Origin of the sequence: Thermostichus vulcanus str. 'Rupite' (assembly GCF_022848905.1) — a bacterium.
Taxonomy (GTDB): domain Bacteria; phylum Cyanobacteriota; class Cyanobacteriia; order Thermostichales; family Thermostichaceae; genus Thermostichus; species Thermostichus vulcanus_A.
In genome coordinates this window covers 1-18,480 of sequence record NZ_JAFIRA010000012.1, presented here as the reverse complement: position 1 = coordinate 18,480, position 18,480 = coordinate 1, and the positions used below count along the sequence as shown (strand labels likewise).

16 protein-coding genes are annotated in these 18,480 nt (G+C 53.5%); 12 read left to right on the top strand and 4 right to left on the bottom strand.

Annotated elements, in window-relative coordinates:
* The first annotated feature begins 309 nt into the window (after positions 1–309).
* Positions 310–1,728 (top strand): DUF2079 domain-containing protein, encoded by a 1,419-nt coding sequence (locus JX360_RS06420; RefSeq protein WP_244349819.1) that lies wholly within the window; start codon positions 310–312, stop codon positions 1,726–1,728.
* 223 nt (positions 1,729–1,951) lie between these two features.
* On the opposite strand, the gene JX360_RS06415 is transcribed toward JX360_RS06420, so the two are convergent.
* Both JX360_RS06415 and JX360_RS06410 read right to left on the bottom strand, forming a co-directional pair.
* Positions 1,952–2,884 (bottom strand): bifunctional riboflavin kinase/FAD synthetase, encoded by a 933-nt coding sequence (locus JX360_RS06415; protein WP_244349818.1) that lies wholly within the window; start codon positions 2,882–2,884, stop codon positions 1,952–1,954.
* Positions 2,885–2,924: 40 nt separating this feature from the next.
* Positions 2,925–3,410 carry a CGLD27 family protein gene (locus tag JX360_RS06410; RefSeq protein ID WP_244349817.1) on the bottom strand — a complete coding sequence of 162 codons (486 nt, stop codon included), beginning with the start codon at positions 3,408–3,410 and terminating at the stop codon, positions 2,925–2,927.
* Positions 3,411–3,587: 177 nt separating this feature from the next.
* Between JX360_RS06410 and JX360_RS06405 the strand changes: the two genes are divergently transcribed.
* Both JX360_RS06405 and hpxZ read left to right on the top strand, forming a co-directional pair.
* Positions 3,588–4,601: an adenylate/guanylate cyclase domain-containing protein gene (locus tag JX360_RS06405; protein ID WP_244349816.1), complete on the top strand. Its 1,014-nt coding sequence runs from the start codon at positions 3,588–3,590 to the stop codon at positions 4,599–4,601.
* A gap of 98 nt (positions 4,602–4,699) precedes the next feature.
* Positions 4,700–5,095, top strand: a complete 396-nt coding sequence (gene hpxZ, locus JX360_RS06400; protein WP_244349815.1) for an oxalurate catabolism protein HpxZ — start codon at positions 4,700–4,702, stop codon at positions 5,093–5,095.
* Here hpxZ and JX360_RS06395 read toward each other — a convergent pair whose 3' ends face one another.
* A complete protein-coding gene (locus JX360_RS06395; protein ID WP_244349814.1) occupies positions 5,096–6,208 on the bottom strand; it encodes an ATP-dependent 6-phosphofructokinase in 1,113 nt (370 codons plus the stop codon). It lies immediately after the preceding gene.
* A gap of 633 nt (positions 6,209–6,841) precedes the next feature.
* Between JX360_RS06395 and pflB the strand changes: the two genes are divergently transcribed.
* From pflB to JX360_RS06350, 9 genes are all read left to right on the top strand, one after another.
* Positions 6,842–9,115 carry a formate C-acetyltransferase gene (gene pflB / locus JX360_RS06390; RefSeq protein WP_244349813.1) on the top strand — a complete coding sequence of 758 codons (2,274 nt, stop codon included), beginning with the start codon at positions 6,842–6,844 and terminating at the stop codon, positions 9,113–9,115.
* A gap of 89 nt (positions 9,116–9,204) precedes the next feature.
* Positions 9,205–9,579, top strand: coding sequence for an Alr5209 family pentapeptide repeat protein (locus tag JX360_RS06385; RefSeq protein WP_244349812.1), 375 nt, complete (start codon positions 9,205–9,207; stop codon positions 9,577–9,579).
* Positions 9,580–9,722: 143 nt separating this feature from the next.
* Positions 9,723–10,472, top strand: a complete 750-nt coding sequence (gene pflA / locus JX360_RS06380) for a pyruvate formate-lyase-activating protein (RefSeq protein ID WP_244349811.1) — start codon at positions 9,723–9,725, stop codon at positions 10,470–10,472.
* Positions 10,473–10,489: 17 nt separating this feature from the next.
* Positions 10,490–10,894, top strand: coding sequence for an OsmC family protein (locus tag JX360_RS06375; protein ID WP_244349810.1), 405 nt, complete (start codon positions 10,490–10,492; stop codon positions 10,892–10,894).
* 95 nt (positions 10,895–10,989) lie between these two features.
* Entirely contained in the window at positions 10,990–13,620 is a 2,631-nt protein-coding gene (gene adhE / locus JX360_RS06370) for a bifunctional acetaldehyde-CoA/alcohol dehydrogenase (protein WP_244349809.1), read from the top strand.
* 13 nt (positions 13,621–13,633) lie between these two features.
* A complete protein-coding gene (locus JX360_RS06365; protein WP_244349808.1) occupies positions 13,634–13,834 on the top strand; it encodes a DUF2283 domain-containing protein in 201 nt (66 codons plus the stop codon).
* A 2-nt stretch (positions 13,835–13,836) separates the two neighbouring features.
* Entirely contained in the window at positions 13,837–14,127 is a 291-nt protein-coding gene (locus JX360_RS06360) for a nucleotidyltransferase family protein (RefSeq protein ID WP_244349807.1), read from the top strand.
* Positions 14,128–14,145: 18 nt separating this feature from the next.
* Positions 14,146–14,397 (top strand): HepT-like ribonuclease domain-containing protein, encoded by a 252-nt coding sequence (locus tag JX360_RS06355; RefSeq protein WP_244349806.1) that lies wholly within the window; start codon positions 14,146–14,148, stop codon positions 14,395–14,397.
* Positions 14,398–14,494: 97 nt separating this feature from the next.
* The gene (locus JX360_RS06350) at positions 14,495–17,209 is read left to right on the top strand and encodes a bifunctional acetate--CoA ligase family protein/GNAT family N-acetyltransferase (RefSeq protein ID WP_244349805.1); all 2,715 of its coding nucleotides are present in this window, start codon (positions 14,495–14,497) and stop codon (positions 17,207–17,209) included.
* Between the two features lie 103 nt (positions 17,210–17,312).
* Here the strand turns inward: JX360_RS06350 and msrA are convergent, their stop codons facing one another.
* Positions 17,313–17,972 (bottom strand): peptide-methionine (S)-S-oxide reductase MsrA, encoded by a 660-nt coding sequence (msrA, locus tag JX360_RS06345; protein WP_244349804.1) that lies wholly within the window; start codon positions 17,970–17,972, stop codon positions 17,313–17,315.
* Between the last annotated feature and the right edge of the window lie 508 nt (positions 17,973–18,480).

The following is an 18,480-nucleotide window of genomic DNA, read 5'->3' as shown; positions in this document are numbered from 1 at the left end:
CTATTTCTGATCAAGCCAGCTGATCAAGCCAGTCGTGCGAATCATTTCGTCAATGACCGCAAACTGCTTCACGGAACCTCTGAGTTTGCCTTCGAGCACGAACACGATCAAGAGATCAAATTTATGGCTGTATGCTATCATAGCTTTTGTTTGTTGGTCGAAATTCTCAATCAAAAATTAGAGTGCGATCCTTCTTTCGACATTAAGGTGACAAAAAGGGATCCCTGCTGGGGATATCGTCACCCTATCTGAAGCCAAACTGATTTGAGTTTCATGAAGAACATCTCTTCAAAACGATCATTGTTCCTGATGATAACCTGCGCCTGGATTATTTTGTTGGGCTGTAGTGTAGTGCGACATCATTTGTTTCAATCTGGGGGCTACGATCTTGGTATTTTCGATCAATCTGTTTATCTAATCAGTCGTGGAGAAGTGCCTTTTTCCACCATTCGAGGGATCCATATTCTTGGAGATCATGCTGCCTTTATTCTTTATCCTATCAGCTTGCTTTATCGAATTTTTCCCTCTGTCTACTGGCTGTTTGGGATCCAAGCCTTAGCACTGGCTTTAGGGGCACTGCCAACCTACCACCTTGCCTTACAAGCAACCATCGGTCACAGGCAAGCTCTGTTCATTGCAGGAGCTTACTTAGTTTATCCAGCCATTTTCAATGCCAACCTTTTTGACTTTCATCCAGAGGTCTTGGCTGTTCCCCTGATGCTGGCAGCGGTGTTGGCTGTACGTGCTGGTCAAGTGGGAGTCTTCTACCTCTGTCTAGTCGGTATCCTCAGTTGCAAGGCTGTCTTGTCCTTGACTGTCATTGCCTTGGGGATCTGGCTATTGATTTGGGAACATCGTCGAGTTGAGGATCTCTGGCAAAAGCGATGTCAAGTGGCCGGGTGGATGGCTGTGGTGCTGGGATCGGTGTGGTTTGTTATTGCAGTGTTCTGGGTTATTCCTCAATTTAGTGGTGATGCTCCGGCAGCGATCTCTCACTATAGTTATCTCGGCCACTCGGTGGTTGAGGTTGTCCAGAACCTATTTTTCAAGCCAAGGCTTGTCGGGAGTCGTTTGGTTTCTCTGGACACTCTATTTTACCTATTCTTGCTGATTTCACCCTTGATTTGGGGTCTTTCTTGGCGACATTGGGATCCCTTGTTCCCAGCCTTACCCACATTGGTTCTTAATATTTTGTCTAGCAATCCTGCTTATCGAGATCTCGTTCACCATTATGCCTTGCCCATCATTCCCTTTTTAATCTTAGCGACCATCGAAAACCTGAGGACAATTTCGTTGAATATTCGTTTTATGAGAATGAGTTTGGCATGGTCAATTTTGGCTTTTCTAGCTTTGGGAAAATATGGTTTTTTCGGGTCAATTTATCTCAATTCTTTAGAGACTTGGCAGGCAACTCGACAGGCTATTGCTCAGATCACTTCTGACGGGGGGGTGTTAACAACCCATGAACTCAGTCCCCATCTGAGCCATCGCTCGGTGATCTACTTCACTGATGAGAGCAGAATGTCTCAGGGACTTACCTCAATGCAATGGGATCTCTTTGATTATGTTTTGTTAAACACTCGTTTTCCAGGATGGCAAAGCAGTGGTGAGTTTTCTAAGGCTTTGGTCAGGGAACTGCAGCGCCAAGAACAATTTCAGCTGCTCTATCACCGGGATGGGGTATACCTATACTCCCGTTTACGGCCCTTTGCGCCAAGGGCACGCTAGCGCGACCGCTAGTCACCTAGCACGGGGTCAATCCCTTTCGCGCCAGCGGTGCGGAGCACTCTAGCCCTTTTGAAATCGATGATGGAAACTACCGTTGTTGTGGCAAACCCGCATTCACTTTTGGGGTGGCGCAGCCTGCCGTAGGCATTGTTGCTACGCAACGCTAATGCTATGCGACACGCGACTGCGGAGCATTAAAGGGCTGTAGGTAAACAACAGTTGGTCAATTCACCCAAACCTGCTCAGCCAAGCCCAGTTGTATCCGTGCTGTTTGACAATCCTGCTGAATTTGTTCGATCAACTCCGCCACACCAGGGAAGCGCCGCTCTGTACGAATAAAGCCTTCTAGTACCACCTGTAACTCTTGCCCGTACAAATCCCCAGCCCAATCCAGTAGATGCACCTCAACAGTATGTTGCAGGCCCGCAAACGTAGGACGATGTCCAATGTTCATCACACCCGGTAAAGCCTGAACAGCGCCCGGCAAATACACCCAAACGCTGTACACCCCATCCCGAGGCAAAAATTTCTCCGGGGGCAACCGCAAGTTGGCGGTGGGAAAGCCCAGTTGGCGGCCCCGTTGATCCCCCTGCACCACCTCCCCGATCAGTCGGTAGGGACGTCCCAACAGATCCGCTGCTGTTGACACCTCTCCGGTAGCCAAAGCCGCGCGAATGCGTGAGCTACTGACCCGTTCCCCATGAAATTGGGTTTCTGGGATCACCTCCACCGGAATGCAATGGTCGGATCCCCAGGTTTGCAGGGTTTGGGCATTGCCGGAGCGGCGATGGGCAAAGCAGAAATCCCATCCCACACTGAGATGACGGGCTCGTAAACCCTGCTCCAGAATGTCCCGAATAAATTCTTGAGGATTTTGGCGGGCAAAGGCAGCGGTAAAGGGGAACAAAATTACTTGTTCAAAGCCCATTTGAGCCAACAGGGCTAGCTTTTCTGTGGGGGGGGTGAGCAACAGTTGGGAGCGCCCCGTCAAGACCTCCTGTGGGTGAGGATGAAAGGTGAGGACAGTGCGTACTCCCCGTTCAGACTCTTGAATAGGCCGCAGTACCCTCTGATGGCCAAGGTGCAACCCATCAAAATTCCCAATGGCGACAGCGGTGGGTCGCAAGGTTTGAGCCAGATCAGAGGTGATATGCACAGTTTGGGATCCCAATCAAAAACACCAAGACAACCGTTTCTTACCAAAGCGGCCAACACAAGGCCACCAACCCACTCAGCCCCAGCACCCCCCAGAAGCTTCGCCGCACTCGCCGCAAAACAGGGTCGATCTGATAACTAACGACCAACCGATGCTGAGCCACTTCTTCTTCAGATTTGACATACATCGCCCCGTCGTACCAGCCGCTTTCTTCGTAGGGGATCCGCACCTGCACCAAGCGTCGCCGAATGTAGGCCCACCCCAAATACAGATGCATCAGCACCAAACTCAGCAGGGCATTGGCCCCCAACAGGGATCCCGAAGCAAAATGGCCCCAATCTCCGGCAAAGCTGCTCCAAACTATGGGGGAAATCAAGATTAACACCCCTCCCCAAACCCCCAAGATCCGTTTGAGATAGGGGATCCATTCCAACACCGGCCAGCAAAAGGGAAAAGCTTCCCGCAACTCTTCGTACTGTTGTAGCGGCTGCTGCTCCACAGGAATGGGATGGGAAGGCTCCACCATACATCCTTAATGTATCTACACAAAATCATACCGGTCAGGTCAGTCCCCCGCCAACCCTGCACTGAGTACCTCTAGGGTTGAGGGAACTGTACATGGGGCTCATCTTGGGGCGGTCAAGGTATCGTATTAAGGTGCGGTCATGCCCACGAACCCACGAGTATCTGAGTCATGAGCATCATGAGCCAATCTGCCACCACTGCTGCTCCTTATGTGCTTTTGAAAGAGCCCGATGGCAGCCAGAGGAAGCATATTTTGGCTGGAGCTACGGCTTGGACGTTGGGCCGCGATGAAGACAATGCCATTGTACTGACGGATCCCAGCGTTTCCCGCCAACATGCTCTGCTGCAATACCTAGATGACAACAGCATTTATCTGATTGATCTGGGCAGCCGTAACGGATCGTTTGTCAACAATCGCCGGGTCAGCATTCCCACCCTCCTGCAAGATGGGGATCACCTCACCCTGGGGCAATCGGAGATCGAGTTTCGCAGCGGATCCCTGGCCAGTCCAGAGCCTAGCCCCTCGGTGGGACCCAAACAGTCCGACACCCTAGTTTTACAAACCCGCTGGCTGATCTCGGTGGCGGTGGTGGATGTGCGGGGATATGGACAATTGACCCAACAACTGGACGAACGCCTGCTTTCCCAGGTGATGGGGGATTGGTTCCGGCGCGGCGGCGATATCATTCAGCAGCATGGCGGCACCGTCGATAAGTACATCGGCGATGCGATTATGGCGGTTTGGTTTCATGCACCTCAGGCCAATACCGCTCCATTTGGGGCGGGACAGCTGGAGGTGAACCCGGATGTGAAGTCGGTGCTGCGGGCCTTGGTCAAGCTTTTTCAGATGACCGAGCAACTGAACCACGAATTTCCGCTCCCTTCCCCGATTCGCCTGGGGGCCGGGGTCAATACTGGTTCAGCCATTGTCCGTCAGGTGGGCAACAACACCCGTCAGGAATACACCGCTCTTGGGGATACGGTCAATTTGGCCTTCCGTATCGAAAGTTCCACCCGCGCCCTCAATGCCGATTTGGCCATCAGCCAGGATAGCTATGCCTGCTTGGTCAAACAACTGGGGCAGCCTGCTTCCTGTTTCTTGCAACAGGCGGTGGAGCTGAAGGGGTATGCCGAACATCACCAGGTGTATCACTGCGATGTGGGATCTTTACAGGCTTTGCTGGGTGCGTAGACCAGAGGCAGGGATCCTGTTGTTCTCTAAGAACCTTCCGTAAACCCTTGTCCCCTTAGGATGACAAGGCCCTTGTTGAGAGGTGAAGAGTTTGACCCATGACTGTGGTGAATCGTCCCGAGGTGGTGGCAGAGTTAACGGCCCTCTATCAACAGTACGAAACGGCCCTTACCTGCAATGATGTACCCACCCTGACCCGTCTATTTTGGGATGGGCCGCAGGTGGTGCGGTTTGGAGTCGGAGAAAACCTCTACGGGGGGGAAGAAATCGAGGCTTTTCGCAAACAACGCCCCGCCATGAACTTGGCCCGTGAGATGCTGCGGCTGGAGGTGGTCACCTTTGGAGAAGACTGTGGTTCGGTCACCCTAGAGTTTCGCCGCCCCGTGAACGGGATCCCGCGTTTGGGCCGCCAAAGCCAGATGTGGTACAAATTTCCCGATATTGGCTGGAAGATCGTTTCTGCCCATGTTTCTTTTTTGCCGGAGGGATCCTAGCTAAGGTAGAGGGCTGGGAAAACGATGGGGATCCAACTCGCCAACATAAGTATTCAAGCCTATCGCCGTCGCCACCAAAGCGCCATCCACCTCCACACCTCGATACTGAGCCACCGCCTCCGCCAAAGGGACAGCCACCACACGCCGATTTTGCCAAGCCACCATACAGTCAAATTGACCACGGGCGATCAAATCCACTGCCGCTACCCCAAAGGCCGCCCCCAGCAGCCGATCCAAAGGAGAGGGGGTTCCCCCCCGCTGCAAATGACCCAGGATCATCACTCGGGTTTCAATGCCGGTGCGCAGGGCAATCTCGTTGCCAATATACTGACCAATGCCACCATAGAGACACTGCCCCAGGCTGTTGGTGTAGGTGATGGGTGCACCGGATTCGGTTTTAACCGCCTCAGCCACTACCACAATGCTGAAGTTATTGCCCCGTTCTTTACGGTCGATGATTTTTTTGCAGACATTCTCCAAGGTATAGGGAATCTCTGGGATCAAGATGACGTGGGCTCCACCGGCAATTCCGGCACTAATAGCAATGTGACCGGCATCTCGCCCCATCACCTCCATGACCATGACCCGACTATGGCTAATGGCGGTGTAGGTCAGTTGATCCAGGGCTTCCACCGCAACACTCAGGGCCGTATTAAACCCGACGGAATACTCGGTGGCACCGACATCATTGTCGATGGTTTTGGGTACGCCGACAAAGTTCCAATTGCCCTGCAAAGCCAACTTGCGCAGGATGGCCAAGCTCCCATCCCCGCCCACCCCAATCAGCGCATCCAACCCCAGCCGGTGATAGCCCTCGATCACTTCTGCGGAGCGATCCGCCAGGCTGCCATCGGGCATGGGGAAAGCAAAAGGGTTGCCTTTGTTGACAGTACCCAGAATCGTGCCGCCATAGCGCAAAATGCCAGATACCCGCTTGACATCCAGCAGTTCTGCTTCGACTGGACGAGCCATGAGCCCTACTGTCGCATCTTTGATGCCAAAAACCTCCATGTCATAGTCGCGTGCCCGGCGTACCACCGCCCGAGTCACCGCATTCAGGCCGCCACAGTCGCCACCGCTGGTGAGGATCCCAATCCGCTTACGCTTTGGCATAGATCTCCAGTTAGAACCCGTCAACGCCTAGCCCATCAAAAGGGAGTAGGGATGAGTGTCCAACCCAAAGCAGGGAAATGGAGAAAATTTAAGACGATCTACAAGATCAGGGTTGGGTTCATTGTCAGTATAAGCTCAACCCACTCACCCGGACTCACTCCCACATCCTGGCATTCTGCCCATGAGTATCGACGGTGTGGAACGAAGGTTGATGTAAAAGGCATATCAAGTTGAGAGTACAATTTTTCCCAACTCCATGGAGATTTTGAGGCAGCCCAGAATCCCTGTCGGGCTGAACATGAACCGATGTGAGCTGTCGCCAGCAAAAAGCTACATCCTGCTAGAGGAAGCTCTGGAAGAAATTGTAAAACTAATTTTCTTTGTGTTTACCAACAAATCAGGACTAATTCTGCAGATTTCTTTATAGACGTTGACAAAATGTGCTGGTTCTCAAAGCCGCCCTAGAATGGATATATGCAGGATAAAGCCAAGGGCAAAAAAACAACATGATTGTTGAGAAATGTCGACCACATTCTTCGGACTGAATGCAATCTCAAATGCAATCTCAACTGTAGTCCCTTTGCTCTTGGTTGAAAAGATTCTGTCTTTGCACCCAATCCTAGGAGAGCAGATATGGTTGTCGATGTATTATCACGGCCTCAAGAACACGAAATCGCCAGTCAGGTTGCTCCACAGCCTTTTGTAGCCGGATCCTGGCAAACCACCATCGATGTCAGAGACTTCATTCAGCGCAATGTCACCCCCTACACAGGCGATGAGTCTTTTCTGGTGGGGGCCACCGAGCGCACAGAGCAACTGTGGGCCAAGGTTAAAGACCTGATGGCGCAGGAACGGGAACGGGGGATCCTGGATGTGGATACGGCTGTACCCTCCACCATCACCAGCCATGCCCCTGGTTACATTGACCCAGATCTAGAGCAAATTGTTGGGCTTCAAACCGACAAGCCCCTGAAACGGGCCATCATGCCCTTCGGCGGCATTCGCGTGGTACAGGGATCCCTGGAGGACTACGGCTACAAACTGGATCCCCTAACGGAGGAGATTTTCACAAAATATCGCAAAACCCACAACGACGGGGTTTTTGATGCCTATACCGAAGAGATGCGCCGCTGCCGCCGCTCCGGGATCATCACAGGACTGCCAGATGCCTATGGTCGGGGTCGAATCATTGGGGATTACCGGCGGGTGCCTCTCTACGGGGTGGATCGGCTGATTGCCGACAAACAGGCGCAAAAAGAGAGCCTTGATCTAGATGTCATGGACGAGGCCACCATCCGTCTGCGGGAAGAGATCTCCGAGCAGATCAAGGCGCTGCAGGAGCTTAAGGAATTGGGCTCCCGCTATGGGTTTGATCTGTCTCGTCCGGCAACCAACGCCCGCGAAGCCATCCAGTGGCTGTATTTGGCCTACCTGGCGGCGGTGAAGGAGCAAAACGGGGCGGCCATGTCCCTGGGACGGGTTTCCACCTTTTTGGATATCTACATCCAGCGGGATCTGCAAGCCGGGATCCTCACCGAAACCGAAGCCCAGGAACTGATCGACCACTTTGTGATGAAGCTGCGCATGGTGCGGTTTTTGCGTACCCAGGAGTACAACGAGCTGTTCAGTGGGGATCCCACCTGGGTGACGGAGTGCATCGGTGGCATGGGCATCGACGGGCGCCCCCTGGTGACCCAAACCAGCTTCCGGGTTCTGCATACCCTCACCACCCTCGGCCCTGCTCCTGAACCCAACCTAACGGTGCTCTGGTCGGAGCGACTGCCGGAGCCCTTCAAACGCTACTGCGCCAAAGTCTCCATTCAAACCAGCTCCATCCAGTACGAAAATGACGACTTGATGCGGCCCTACTGGGGGGATGACTACGGCATCGCCTGCTGTGTCTCCGCCATGCGCATTGGCAAGCAGATGCAGTTTTTCGGGGCACGGGTGAACCTGGCCAAATGCCTGCTCTACGCCATCAACGGCGGCAAGGATGAAAAAACAGGGGTACAGGTGGCTCCGGCCTATGCCCCCATTACTGGTGATGTGCTGGACTACGAGGAAGTTTGGCCCCGCATGCAACAGATGATGGCTTGGTTGGCGAAAACCTACGTCAACACCATGAACATCATTCACTACATGCACGACAAATACTGCTACGAGCGCATCGAGATGGCCCTACACGACCGGGATGTCCTGCGGACGATGGCCTTTGGGATTGCCGGTTTGTCGGTGGTGGCGGATTCTCTCTCGGCTATCAAACACGCACGGGTGCGGGTGATCCGGGATGAGCGGGGTCTGGCCGTCGATTACGTCATTGATGGGGACTTTCCCAAATATGGCAACAACGATGACCGAGCCGATCAACTGGCGGTGCAACTGGTGCAAACCTTTATGGCGGAACTGCGCAAGCACAAAACCTATCGGGATGCCGTGCCCACCCAGTCCATCCTCACCATCACCTCCAATGTGGTGTACGGCAAAAAGACGGGTAATACCCCCGATGGCCGGCGAGCCGGGGATCCCTTTGCGCCGGGGGCTAACCCAATGCATGGGCGGGATACCAAGGGGGCAGTGGCCTCTCTGGCTTCGGTGGCCAAGTTGCCCTATGCCGATGCCCAGGATGGCATTTCCAACACCTTCTCGATTGTGCCGGGGGCCTTGGGCCGCACCGAGTCGGAGCGGGTGGAGAACCTGGTGGGGTTGCTGGATGGCTATGTGCAGGACGGAGGCTTCCATCTGAATGTGAATGTCTTTAGCCGTGAGACCCTGCTGGATGCCATGGATCACCCAGAACTCTATCCACAACTGACGATCCGAGTCTCCGGTTACGCGGTGAACTTCATCAAGCTCACCCGTGAACAGCAGCTGGATGTCATCAACCGTACGTTCCATCACCACTGTTGAGGATCTAGCTGAGCGAGCAGGGATCCCTGTCATTCCCCGCAAGCTGGGTCGAAAGAGGGGATCCCTGATGAATTCATTGAGGAGGCCCTATGACCATGACTGCCTATCGTGTTGAAGATGTTGTCCGTCACTATGCATCCGGACGACGAGATTTTCAGGAGATTGAACTGCAATACACTGATCTACGCGGGATCCACTTGGCGGGAGCTGATCTGAGCTATGCCGACTTCAGCGGGGCCAACCTAACGAGGGCCAATTTGCGCGGGTGTGATCTCAGTTTTGCGGATTTTAGTGGCGCTAACCTATCAGGAGCTGACTTGCGAGGATGTCTACTCTTTGGCAGCAATTTCCAGGGAGCGGTCTTAGCAGACGCTTTGCTGGATCAGTCAGATTTCGACACCTATACCCACTTTCCCAAAGAGTTTGATCCCAGAGCTCATCGCATGCACAACACATCTATGTAAGTATGTAAGCCGCCTAGAATCACCCAAAACATTCCTTTTCTGAAGGAAAACAAAAACCGTATTGGATTTAACACAAGAACATCAATTCGAAAGAAAACCTCAAGATCGGTTGAGGTTTTCAAAAAGCAATCCAGGATGAAAGCATGGACACTGTGATCAACACCCTTACTCCAGTCACGGGACGGATTCACTCCATCGAGACCTGTGGTACTGTCGATGGCCCTGGGATCCGCTTTGTGATTTTTACTCAGGGGTGCCCATTGCGCTGTCTGTATTGCCATAACCCCGATTGTCGGGATCCCCATGACGGGAAAGCAGTAACTGTCGAAGAGTTGATGTCGGAGGTACGAAAGTACAAACCCTATTTGCGCAAAGGGGGCGTCACGATCACTGGGGGGGAACCCTTGATGCAGCCCCATTTTGTTGCCGAGATCTTGCGTCGCTGCCATGAATTGGGGTTACACACAGCCTTGGATACATCCGGTTTTGTGGAGCTTGAAGCGGCAAAATCTGTGTTGGAGCATACGGATTTGGTGTTGCTGGATATCAAGTCTTTTCTGCCAGATCTGTACCGCGAAGTCACCCATGTGCCACTGGAGCCAACGTTGATATTTGCCCGCCATTTGGCCCAAATTAACAAGCCTACCTGGATCCGTTTTGTGCTTGTCCCAGGGCTGACGGATCCCGAAGAAAATGTGAAAGGATTGGCTCAGTTTGTAGCGACTTTATCCAATGTCGAGCGAGTAGAGGTGCTGCCCTTTCACAAGATGGGGGAATACAAATGGCAGCAGTTGGGTCTGCCCTATCTACTCAAGGATGTGGAGCCACCCTCGCCAGAACAAGTGGCCAAGGTGGTGCAGATATTTCGGGATCAGGGCCTCAAGGCCAGTTGAGTTTTAGGAGTTTTGGTATGGATGTACGCATCACCTATCAAGATGGGGTCAAATTTCAAGCCGAAAGTCGCGGGCATCGCATCTTGAGCGATCAACCCCTGGATAACCACGGCCAAGATGGCGGCATGACCCCGCCGGAATGGTTTTTGGCTTCGTTGGGGGCCTGTGTTGGCTTTTATGCCGTGAAATATCTGGAAGCGCGACAGCTGGATCCAAGTGGGTTGGAGGTGGTGGTGACGGCAGAAAAAGTCCTCAATCCCACTCGTCTAGACAACATTCGCATTCAAGTTAAAACCGGCATCCCGTTGGATGACCGCCATCAAAAGGGCCTGGAAAAAGCCGTCGATGCCTGCATTATTCACAACACTCTCACCCACAACCCAACCTTGATCACTGAGATTCAAGTTCCTGCTGGGGTTTAGAGATGGGATCACACTATCCTCTGTGATTCTGTGATGATGTAAGACTTCATAGTTGCCATTGTGTTCGTAATCGCTGACTAGCTTTGGAGGGATCTATGCCTGTATCCAACCTCGCAGACCTAGAAGAATTGATCCAACAGGTAAAAGCCGCCCAAGCCCAATACGCCACCTTCACCCAAGAACAAGTGGATCAAATCTTCCGCAAGGCAGCCTTGGCGGCCAATAATGAACGGATCCCGTTGGCTAAGCTAGCCGTGCAGGAAACCGGCATGGGCATTGTGGAAGACAAGGTGATCAAAAATCACTTTGCTTCGGAATATATCTACAACAAATACAAACATGAAAAAACCTGTGGTGTGATTGAGCGAGATGAAAGCTTTGGTTACGAAAAAATTGCTGAACCAGTTGGGCTTCTGGCCGGTATTGTGCCCGTGACCAACCCCACCTCCACCACAATTTTCAAAGCACTGATTGCTCTCAAAACCCGTAACGCCATTATCTTTTCGCCTCACCCCAGAGCCAAAGGCTGTACCATTGCTGCGGCCAAGATCGTTAAGGAGGCTGCTGAGGCTGCGGGTGCTCCCGTAGGCTTGATTGGCTGGATTGATGAACCCACGGTCGAACTGTCCCAGGCTTTGATGCAGCACCCTGAGGTGAAATTGATCCTGGCTACCGGTGGCCCCGGCATGGTCAAAGCCGCCTACTCCTCTGGGCATCCTTCGTTAGGGGTGGGGGCGGGCAATACCCCGGCGGTGATCGATGCCAGTGCGGATATTCCAATGGCAGTCAGCTCGATTTTGTTGAGCAAAACCTTCGACAACGGCATGATCTGTGCCTCTGAGCAATCGGTAGTGGTGGTGGATGCCATTTATGAACAGGTGAAAGCTGAGTTTCAGAATCGGGGAGCGTACCTTTTGGATGCCGAACAAACGGCAGCAGTCCGACAAATTATCCTCAAAGATGGCCGCTTGAACCCAGCGATAGTGGGTCAACCGGTTGAGGCGATCGCAGCCTTGGCTGGGATCCGGGTGCCTGAAGAAGCCAAAGTGTTGATTGGGGAAGTGGATAGCGTTGGCGTTGAGGAACCCTTCTCCTACGAAAAATTAGCCCCGGTCTTGGCCCTCTATCGCGCCCAAGATTTTCATGCTGCTGTCGAGATTGCTTCGCAACTGGTCAATTTTGGCGGTAAAGGCCATACTTCAGTCCTCTACACGGATCCCGCCAATCGGGACGATATCGCCTACTTTGAAAATGCCCTGCAAACTGCGCGAGTCCTGATCAATACACCCTCCTCTCAAGGGGCGATTGGGGATCTCTACAACTTCAAGTTGGATCCCTCCCTCACCCTCGGCTGCGGTACCTGGGGAGGCAACTCGGTTTCCGAAAATGTCGGGCCGCACCATCTGCTCAATCTCAAAACCGTCACCCAACGCCGAGAAAACATGCTCTGGTTCCGGATCCCACCGAAGATCTATTTCAAGCCGGGTTGTTTGCCGGTGGCCTTGCGGGAGTTGGAAGGGAAAAAACGGGCCTTTTTAGTCACCGATAAACCCCTCTTTGACTTGGGTATGTTGCAGCCCATCACCCAGGTGTTGGATGAGATCAAGGTGAACTGGGATGTTTACCACGATGTGGAGCCGGATCCCACCCTCAGCAACGTCAATCGCGGCCTGGAGCAACTGCGTAACTTCCAGCCGGATGTGATCATTGCCGTTGGCGGGGGATCCCCGATGGATGCGGCCAAGGTGATGTGGCTGATGTACGAGCAGCCCCAGGTGGAGTTTGAGGGGCTGGCGATGCGCTTCATGGATATCCGCAAGCGCGTCTATGAGTTGCCAGCGTTGGGCCAAAAAGCTCAGTTGATCTGTATTCCCACGACTTCTGGCACGGGATCGGAAGTCACCCCCTTTGCAGTGGTCACCGACGACCGGGTGGGGATCAAGTATCCCCTAGCAGACTACGCCCTCACCCCCAATATGGCCATTGTGGATCCCGACTTGACCTTGAACATGCCCCGACGACTGACCGCCTATGGTGGCATCGATGCCCTCACCCATGCCCTGGAGAGCTACGTGTCGGTCATGGCCAGCGACTTTACCGATGGACTGGCGCTGCAGGCGATCAAGCTGCTGCTCACCTATCTGCCGCGAGCCTACCAAAAAGGAGCGGAGGATCCCGAAGCCCGTGAGAAGGTTCACTACGCCGCCACCATCGCCGGGATGGCCTTTGCCAACGCCTTTTTGGGGGTGTGTCACTCGCTGGCCCACAAACTGGGATCCACCTTCCATGTACCCCATGGGTTAGCCAATGCCTTGATGATCAGCCATGTGATCCGCTATAACGCCACGGATGCCCCCTTCAAACAGGCCATCTTCCCGCAATACCGTTATCCCAACGCCAAGCACCGCTATGCCGAGATTGCCGATCACCTGCAACTGGGCGGAGCCAACGACGATGAAAAGGTGATGCGGCTCATCGATGCCATTGAGGATCTGAAGCAAAAAGTCGGGATCCCGATGACCATTCGGGAAACCCTCAGCGAAAGTGAGCAGGAGTTTTACGATCACCTGGAAACCATGGCGGAGCAAGCCTTTGACGACCAATGCACCGGAGCCAACCCCCGCTACCCCCTGATTCGGGATATGAAGGAGTTGTACGTTCTGGCCTATCGCGGCTTTAAGGTGGATGCCACCCTCTACCACCAAGAGGATCCTGTGTTGGCTTGAGGGAGCTAGTGTCATGCAAATCAAGTACTTTGAAGCTACCGACACTCTCTTCTATATTGTTTTCAATCAAAACTCTCCGATCGAGACTCGTGACTTAGATGAGAACACTCTGTTGGATTTCGATCAAGAAGGTCAGCTTTGCAGCATGACCCTGGAACATGCCAAAGAACGGGCAGGGATCCCTGAGATTGACTACCAAACTCTGAGAGGATAGCTATGCTGATCGAATCTCTGCGAGCACAAAAGGAAAAGATCGAAGCCCTTGGTCGGGAACATGGAGCACGTAAAATTCGAGTTTTTGGTTCAGTTGCTAGGAGGGAAGAGCATTCTGATAGTGATGTTGACTTTCTGGTAGATTTTCCGCCTGGCTACGATCTATTTGCCCAGCGTTTATCTCTCAACGAGTGCCTGACACAACTGTTGGGCCGTCCTGTTCAAATTGTCCCAGAACACGAACTGAATCGACATATTCGAGAGAGTGTATTGAAAGAGGCTGTTGATTTGTGAGTAAATCCTGGCGATTGTATGCCCTCCATATTCCATATTTTGGATGCCATTGCCAAGATTCGGCGGATTCAAGAGCGGGGAGATTTGACTCAAGATGAGATCCTCTATGATGCAGCTCTACGAAATCTGCAAACTCTTTCAGAATCAACCCAAAGACTGCCCTCTGAATTGAAAGATCTATATCCAGGGATCCCGTGGCAAAACATCAGTGGCTTTCGTAATATCTTGGTGCACAACTATCTCGGCGACATTGATCCATTGATCCTTTGACGATTTCCTCTGTCATTCAAAATCATCTTCAGCCGTTAGAATCCGCCATCAAAGCCATGCTGGAGAGGGATCCCCCATTACCCAAGAAGTGAAGGCTATGCTGTACTGCCCAGACCCTGTCACCGATGTGTGGAAAACGGGATCCCATCCCCTAGATCCGATCTTTTCACCGCGCTCAGTTGCCGTGATTGGCGCTACGGAACGGGAAGGGAGTGTGGGGCGAACGGTCTTGTGGAACCTGATCAGCCATCCCTTTGGGGGGACAGTTTATCCCATCAATCCCAAACGGCACAATGTCTTGGGAATCCGCGCCTATGACCGGATTCAATCTTTGCCCGAGCCGGTGGATTTGGCGATAATTGCCATTCCTGCCGCTGGGGTGCCTGCTGTGGTTCAAGAGTGTGTTGAAGTTGGAGTCAAAGGCGCGATTATTCTCTCCGCCGGTTTCAAAGAAACGGGAGCCGCAGGGATCCAACTGGAACATCAAATTCAGCAAATTGCCCAGGGAAAACTGCGCCTCATCGGCCCCAATTGCCTAGGGATCCAAAACCCCCACATTGGATTCAATGCCACCTTTGCCAGCCAAATGGCCCGCCCTGGCAATGTCGGATTTATCAGCCAAAGTGGGGCCTTGTGTACCTCGATTTTGGATTGGAGCCTGCAAGAAAATGTCGGCTTCAGCGCCTTTATTTCCCTGGGATCCATGCTGGATGTGGGCTGGGGCGATCTGATCGACTATTTGGGGGACGATCCCCATACCCACAGCATTGTGCTTTACATGGAATCCATTGGCGATGCCCGCTCCTTTCTCTCAGCGGCCCGCGAAGTGGCCTTGAGCAAACCGATCATCGTCATCAAAGCCGGACGAACCCAGGCGGCAGCCCAAGCGGCGGCCTCCCATACAGGATCCCTGACCGGCAGCGATGATGTACTGGATGCGGCCTTTCGCCGCTGCGGCGTGTTGCGGGTGGATCACATCGAAGATCTGTTCGATATGGCCGAGGTCTTGGCTAAGCAACCCCGACCTAAGGGTCCCTATCTCACCATTATCACCAATGCGGGCGGGCCTGGAGTATTGGCCACCGATGCCCTGATCCGGGCGGGTGGATCCCTGACGGAACTCTCGCCGACAACTGTCGAGGCCCTCAATCCGTTTTTGCCCCCCCACTGGAGCCACGGCAACCCCATCGACATCTTGGGGGATGCAGAGCCGGAGCGCTTTGCCCAAGCCCTGCAAGTGGTGTTGCGGGATCCCGACAGTCACGGCTGTCTGCTCATCCTCACCCCGCAAGCGATGACGGATCCCACCCGGACCGCCACCCAAGTGGTGGAAACCTGGCGCAACAGCGGATCCCGACAGCCGATTTTGGCCAGTTGGATGGGAGGAGCTGAGGTGGATCCGGGCGAAGCCATTCTCAACCAAGCCGGGATCCCCACCTATCGCTATCCCGACCAGGCGGCCCGTGTCTTCAGCCATCTCTGGCGGTTTAGCTACAGTCTTAAGGCCCTCTACGAAACCCCCACCCTCGCCACCCACGAGCAGATCGAGCGGGACAAAGTGGAGCAGCTCCTGCAGCAAGCGGAGGTGGAACAACGCACCCTTCTGACGGAAGCGGAATCCAAAGGGATCCTCGCCGCCTACGGGATCCCAGTAGTGCCCACCCTGGTGGCGGATAGCCCTGAAGGCGCGGTACGAGCCGCCGAAGGCATCGGGTATCCGGTGGTGCTCAAGCTCTATTCCCATACCCTGACCCACAAAACCGATGTGGGCGGGGTGCAGCTCAACCTACCGGATGCAGAAGCGGTGCGCCGAGCCTACCAACAGATTCAAAGCAATGTCACCGAAAAAGCTGGGCCGGAGCATTTCCAAGGGGTGACGGTGCAGCCGATGATCCGCACTGATGGCTATGAGCTCATCCTGGGCAGCAGTCAGGATCCGCAATTTGGGCCGGTGTTGGTGTTTGGCAGCGGTGGCCAACTGGTGGAGGTGTTTCAGGATCGCTCCATTGGCCTGCCCCCCCTCAACAGCACTCTGGCCCGCCGCATGATGGAGAACACCCTCATCTACAAGGCTCTTAAAGGGGTACGGGGCCGCAAAGCGGTGGATTTGGAGGCCCTAGAACAACTTCTGGTGCACTTCAGCCAATTGGTGGCCGAACAACCTCGCATCAAGGAGATTGACATCAATCCACTACTGGCCTCTCCGGAGGGGTTGCTGGCTCTGGATGCCCGCGTCATTTTGCGATCCGAGCAGGATCCGCAGGTGCCGTTAGCGATTCGGCCTTACCCGATGCAATACACCTGGCCCTTCCGGGATGGCATCACCATTCGCCCGATTCGCCCGGAAGACGAACCCCTGATCATTGCCTTTCATAAACACGTATCCGACAAGAGCGTCTATCTTCGCTATTTCCACGCCATGAAATACAGTGCCCGCGTGGACCACGACCGCCTCACCCGCATCTGTTTCAACGACTATGACCGTGAGATTGCCCTCGTAGCAGAACGGCTGGAGCCAGAGCCTGCCATTCTAGGGGTCTGCCGTCTGACCAAAAAACACGGGATCCCTGAGGCAGAGTTTGCCATGCTGGTGCCGGATCCCTATCAGCGGCAGGGGATTGGCACCGCCTTGCTGACCCATCTGACAGAAGTAGCTCGCTGGGAAGGACTCAACCGCTTGACAGGGGAGATGTTGTCGGAGAACGAAGCCATGTGCCGTCTGTGTAAACGAATCGGCTTCCAACTGCAACCTGCAGGTGAACCCGGAATCCTCAATGCTTCCCTAGCCCTGACTCCACTCCCCGAGTCTTAAAGAACTGACTTACGGCTCCCGTTCAGGTACAGTGCTTTGCCAATATTCTGCTGGAACCTCACCTACTGCGCTGATCGAATCGAGTACGGATCCCTGTGGGAGCTTAAACCGACTCCGTCAGAACCTCGGGCAAACAGACCTTGGTACCACCCAAGCCGCAGTAACCACCAGGATTTTTGGCCAAATACTGCTGATGATAATCTTCGGCGTAGTAGAACTCAGGTGCATCCAGAATTTCTGTGGTGATCTTCCCGTAACCCCGTGCTTGCAGCGCCTCTTGATAGATGTCCCGAGTTTTTTCCGCCCATTCTCGCTGAGCCTTAGAGTAAACATAGATGCCAGAGCGGTACTGAGTGCCGACATCATTGCCTTGGCGCATCCCTTGAGTGGGATCGTGATTTTCCCAGAACACTTTCAGCAACTGCCTATAGCTGACCTGAGCCGGGTCATAAACCACCCGCACCACCTCGTTGTGTCCTGTGAGACCGCTGCACACTTCTTGATAGGTGGGGTTGGGAGTAAACCCACCAGCATAACCCACAGAGGTGCTAAACACTCCAGGCACTTGCCAAAACTTGCGCTCTGCCCCCCAGAAGCAGCCCATACCAAACAAGGCCAGCTCCATCCCCTCTGGAAAGGGCGGTTGCAACGGATTGCCGTTTACAAAGTGCCGATTAACAATTGGCATAGGCTCAGCCCGCCCCGGCAAAGCCTCACGTTCGGTGGGTAGGGAGAGCTTCTTGCCAAATCCAAAGAGCACCATAGGAACAATCCGATACGTTTGTTCAACATTCGTTAGTCTAACGCAATCCCCTTGGAGGTGTCTTTGGGCAGAATCGCACACGATCAGGATAGGGCCCAAATAAAATACTTTTTGGTGATCCTGAATACAGTTAGATCAGAAGCAGACCAGAGACATGATGATGGAACTGAATGGAACCCTGATGCCGTATTTGCAGCGTTACCCGCTCTGGAATCGGTTGCTGCTAGAACCTAGTTCTCAATAGGGTTTAAGATGCATTTACCCTGCTATCGCTAGTAGAATCTTTTTTTTGCTGGGGGCAAAGTACCATGCTCTGCGCTCTTTTTTCGTAGCTTAATCTAACTTGTAATACTTCTGGGATCCCGGCTTTACAGGGGTAGTAAGTCGGTATGCACTTCTTCGGATTGCTTGGAGAGGAGCCGTTGCAGACTTCCTTTGGCCTCGGGGAAGTTGGGGTAAATTTCTAGTGCCAGGCGAAATTGCTCGATCGCTTGCTCAAGCTTACCTT

Bases quoted from the DNA above. Each gene is read 5' to 3' on its own strand.
- JX360_RS06420 (WP_244349819.1), top strand. From the start codon at position 310: ATGATAACCTGCGCCTGGATTATTTTGTTGGGCTGTAGTGTAGTGCGA.
- JX360_RS06410 (WP_244349817.1), bottom strand. From the start codon at position 3,410: ATGGTGGAGCCTTCCCATCCCATTCCTGTGGAGCAGCAGCCGCTACAA.
- JX360_RS06405 (WP_244349816.1), top strand. From the start codon at position 3,588: ATGAGCCAATCTGCCACCACTGCTGCTCCTTATGTGCTTTTGAAAGAG.
- hpxZ (WP_244349815.1), top strand. From the start codon at position 4,700: ATGACTGTGGTGAATCGTCCCGAGGTGGTGGCAGAGTTAACGGCCCTC.
- JX360_RS06395 (WP_244349814.1), bottom strand. From the start codon at position 6,208: ATGCCAAAGCGTAAGCGGATTGGGATCCTCACCAGCGGTGGCGACTGT.
- pflB (WP_244349813.1), top strand. From the start codon at position 6,842: ATGGTTGTCGATGTATTATCACGGCCTCAAGAACACGAAATCGCCAGT.
- JX360_RS06385 (WP_244349812.1), top strand. From the start codon at position 9,205: ATGACCATGACTGCCTATCGTGTTGAAGATGTTGTCCGTCACTATGCA.
- pflA (WP_244349811.1), top strand. From the start codon at position 9,723: ATGGACACTGTGATCAACACCCTTACTCCAGTCACGGGACGGATTCAC.
- JX360_RS06375 (WP_244349810.1), top strand. From the start codon at position 10,490: ATGGATGTACGCATCACCTATCAAGATGGGGTCAAATTTCAAGCCGAA.
- adhE (WP_244349809.1), top strand. From the start codon at position 10,990: ATGCCTGTATCCAACCTCGCAGACCTAGAAGAATTGATCCAACAGGTA.
- JX360_RS06365 (WP_244349808.1), top strand. From the start codon at position 13,634: ATGCAAATCAAGTACTTTGAAGCTACCGACACTCTCTTCTATATTGTT.
- JX360_RS06360 (WP_244349807.1), top strand. From the start codon at position 13,837: ATGCTGATCGAATCTCTGCGAGCACAAAAGGAAAAGATCGAAGCCCTT.
- JX360_RS06355 (WP_244349806.1), top strand. From the start codon at position 14,146: ATGCCCTCCATATTCCATATTTTGGATGCCATTGCCAAGATTCGGCGG.
- JX360_RS06350 (WP_244349805.1), top strand. From the start codon at position 14,495: ATGCTGTACTGCCCAGACCCTGTCACCGATGTGTGGAAAACGGGATCC.
- msrA (WP_244349804.1), bottom strand. From the start codon at position 17,972: ATGGTGCTCTTTGGATTTGGCAAGAAGCTCTCCCTACCCACCGAACGT.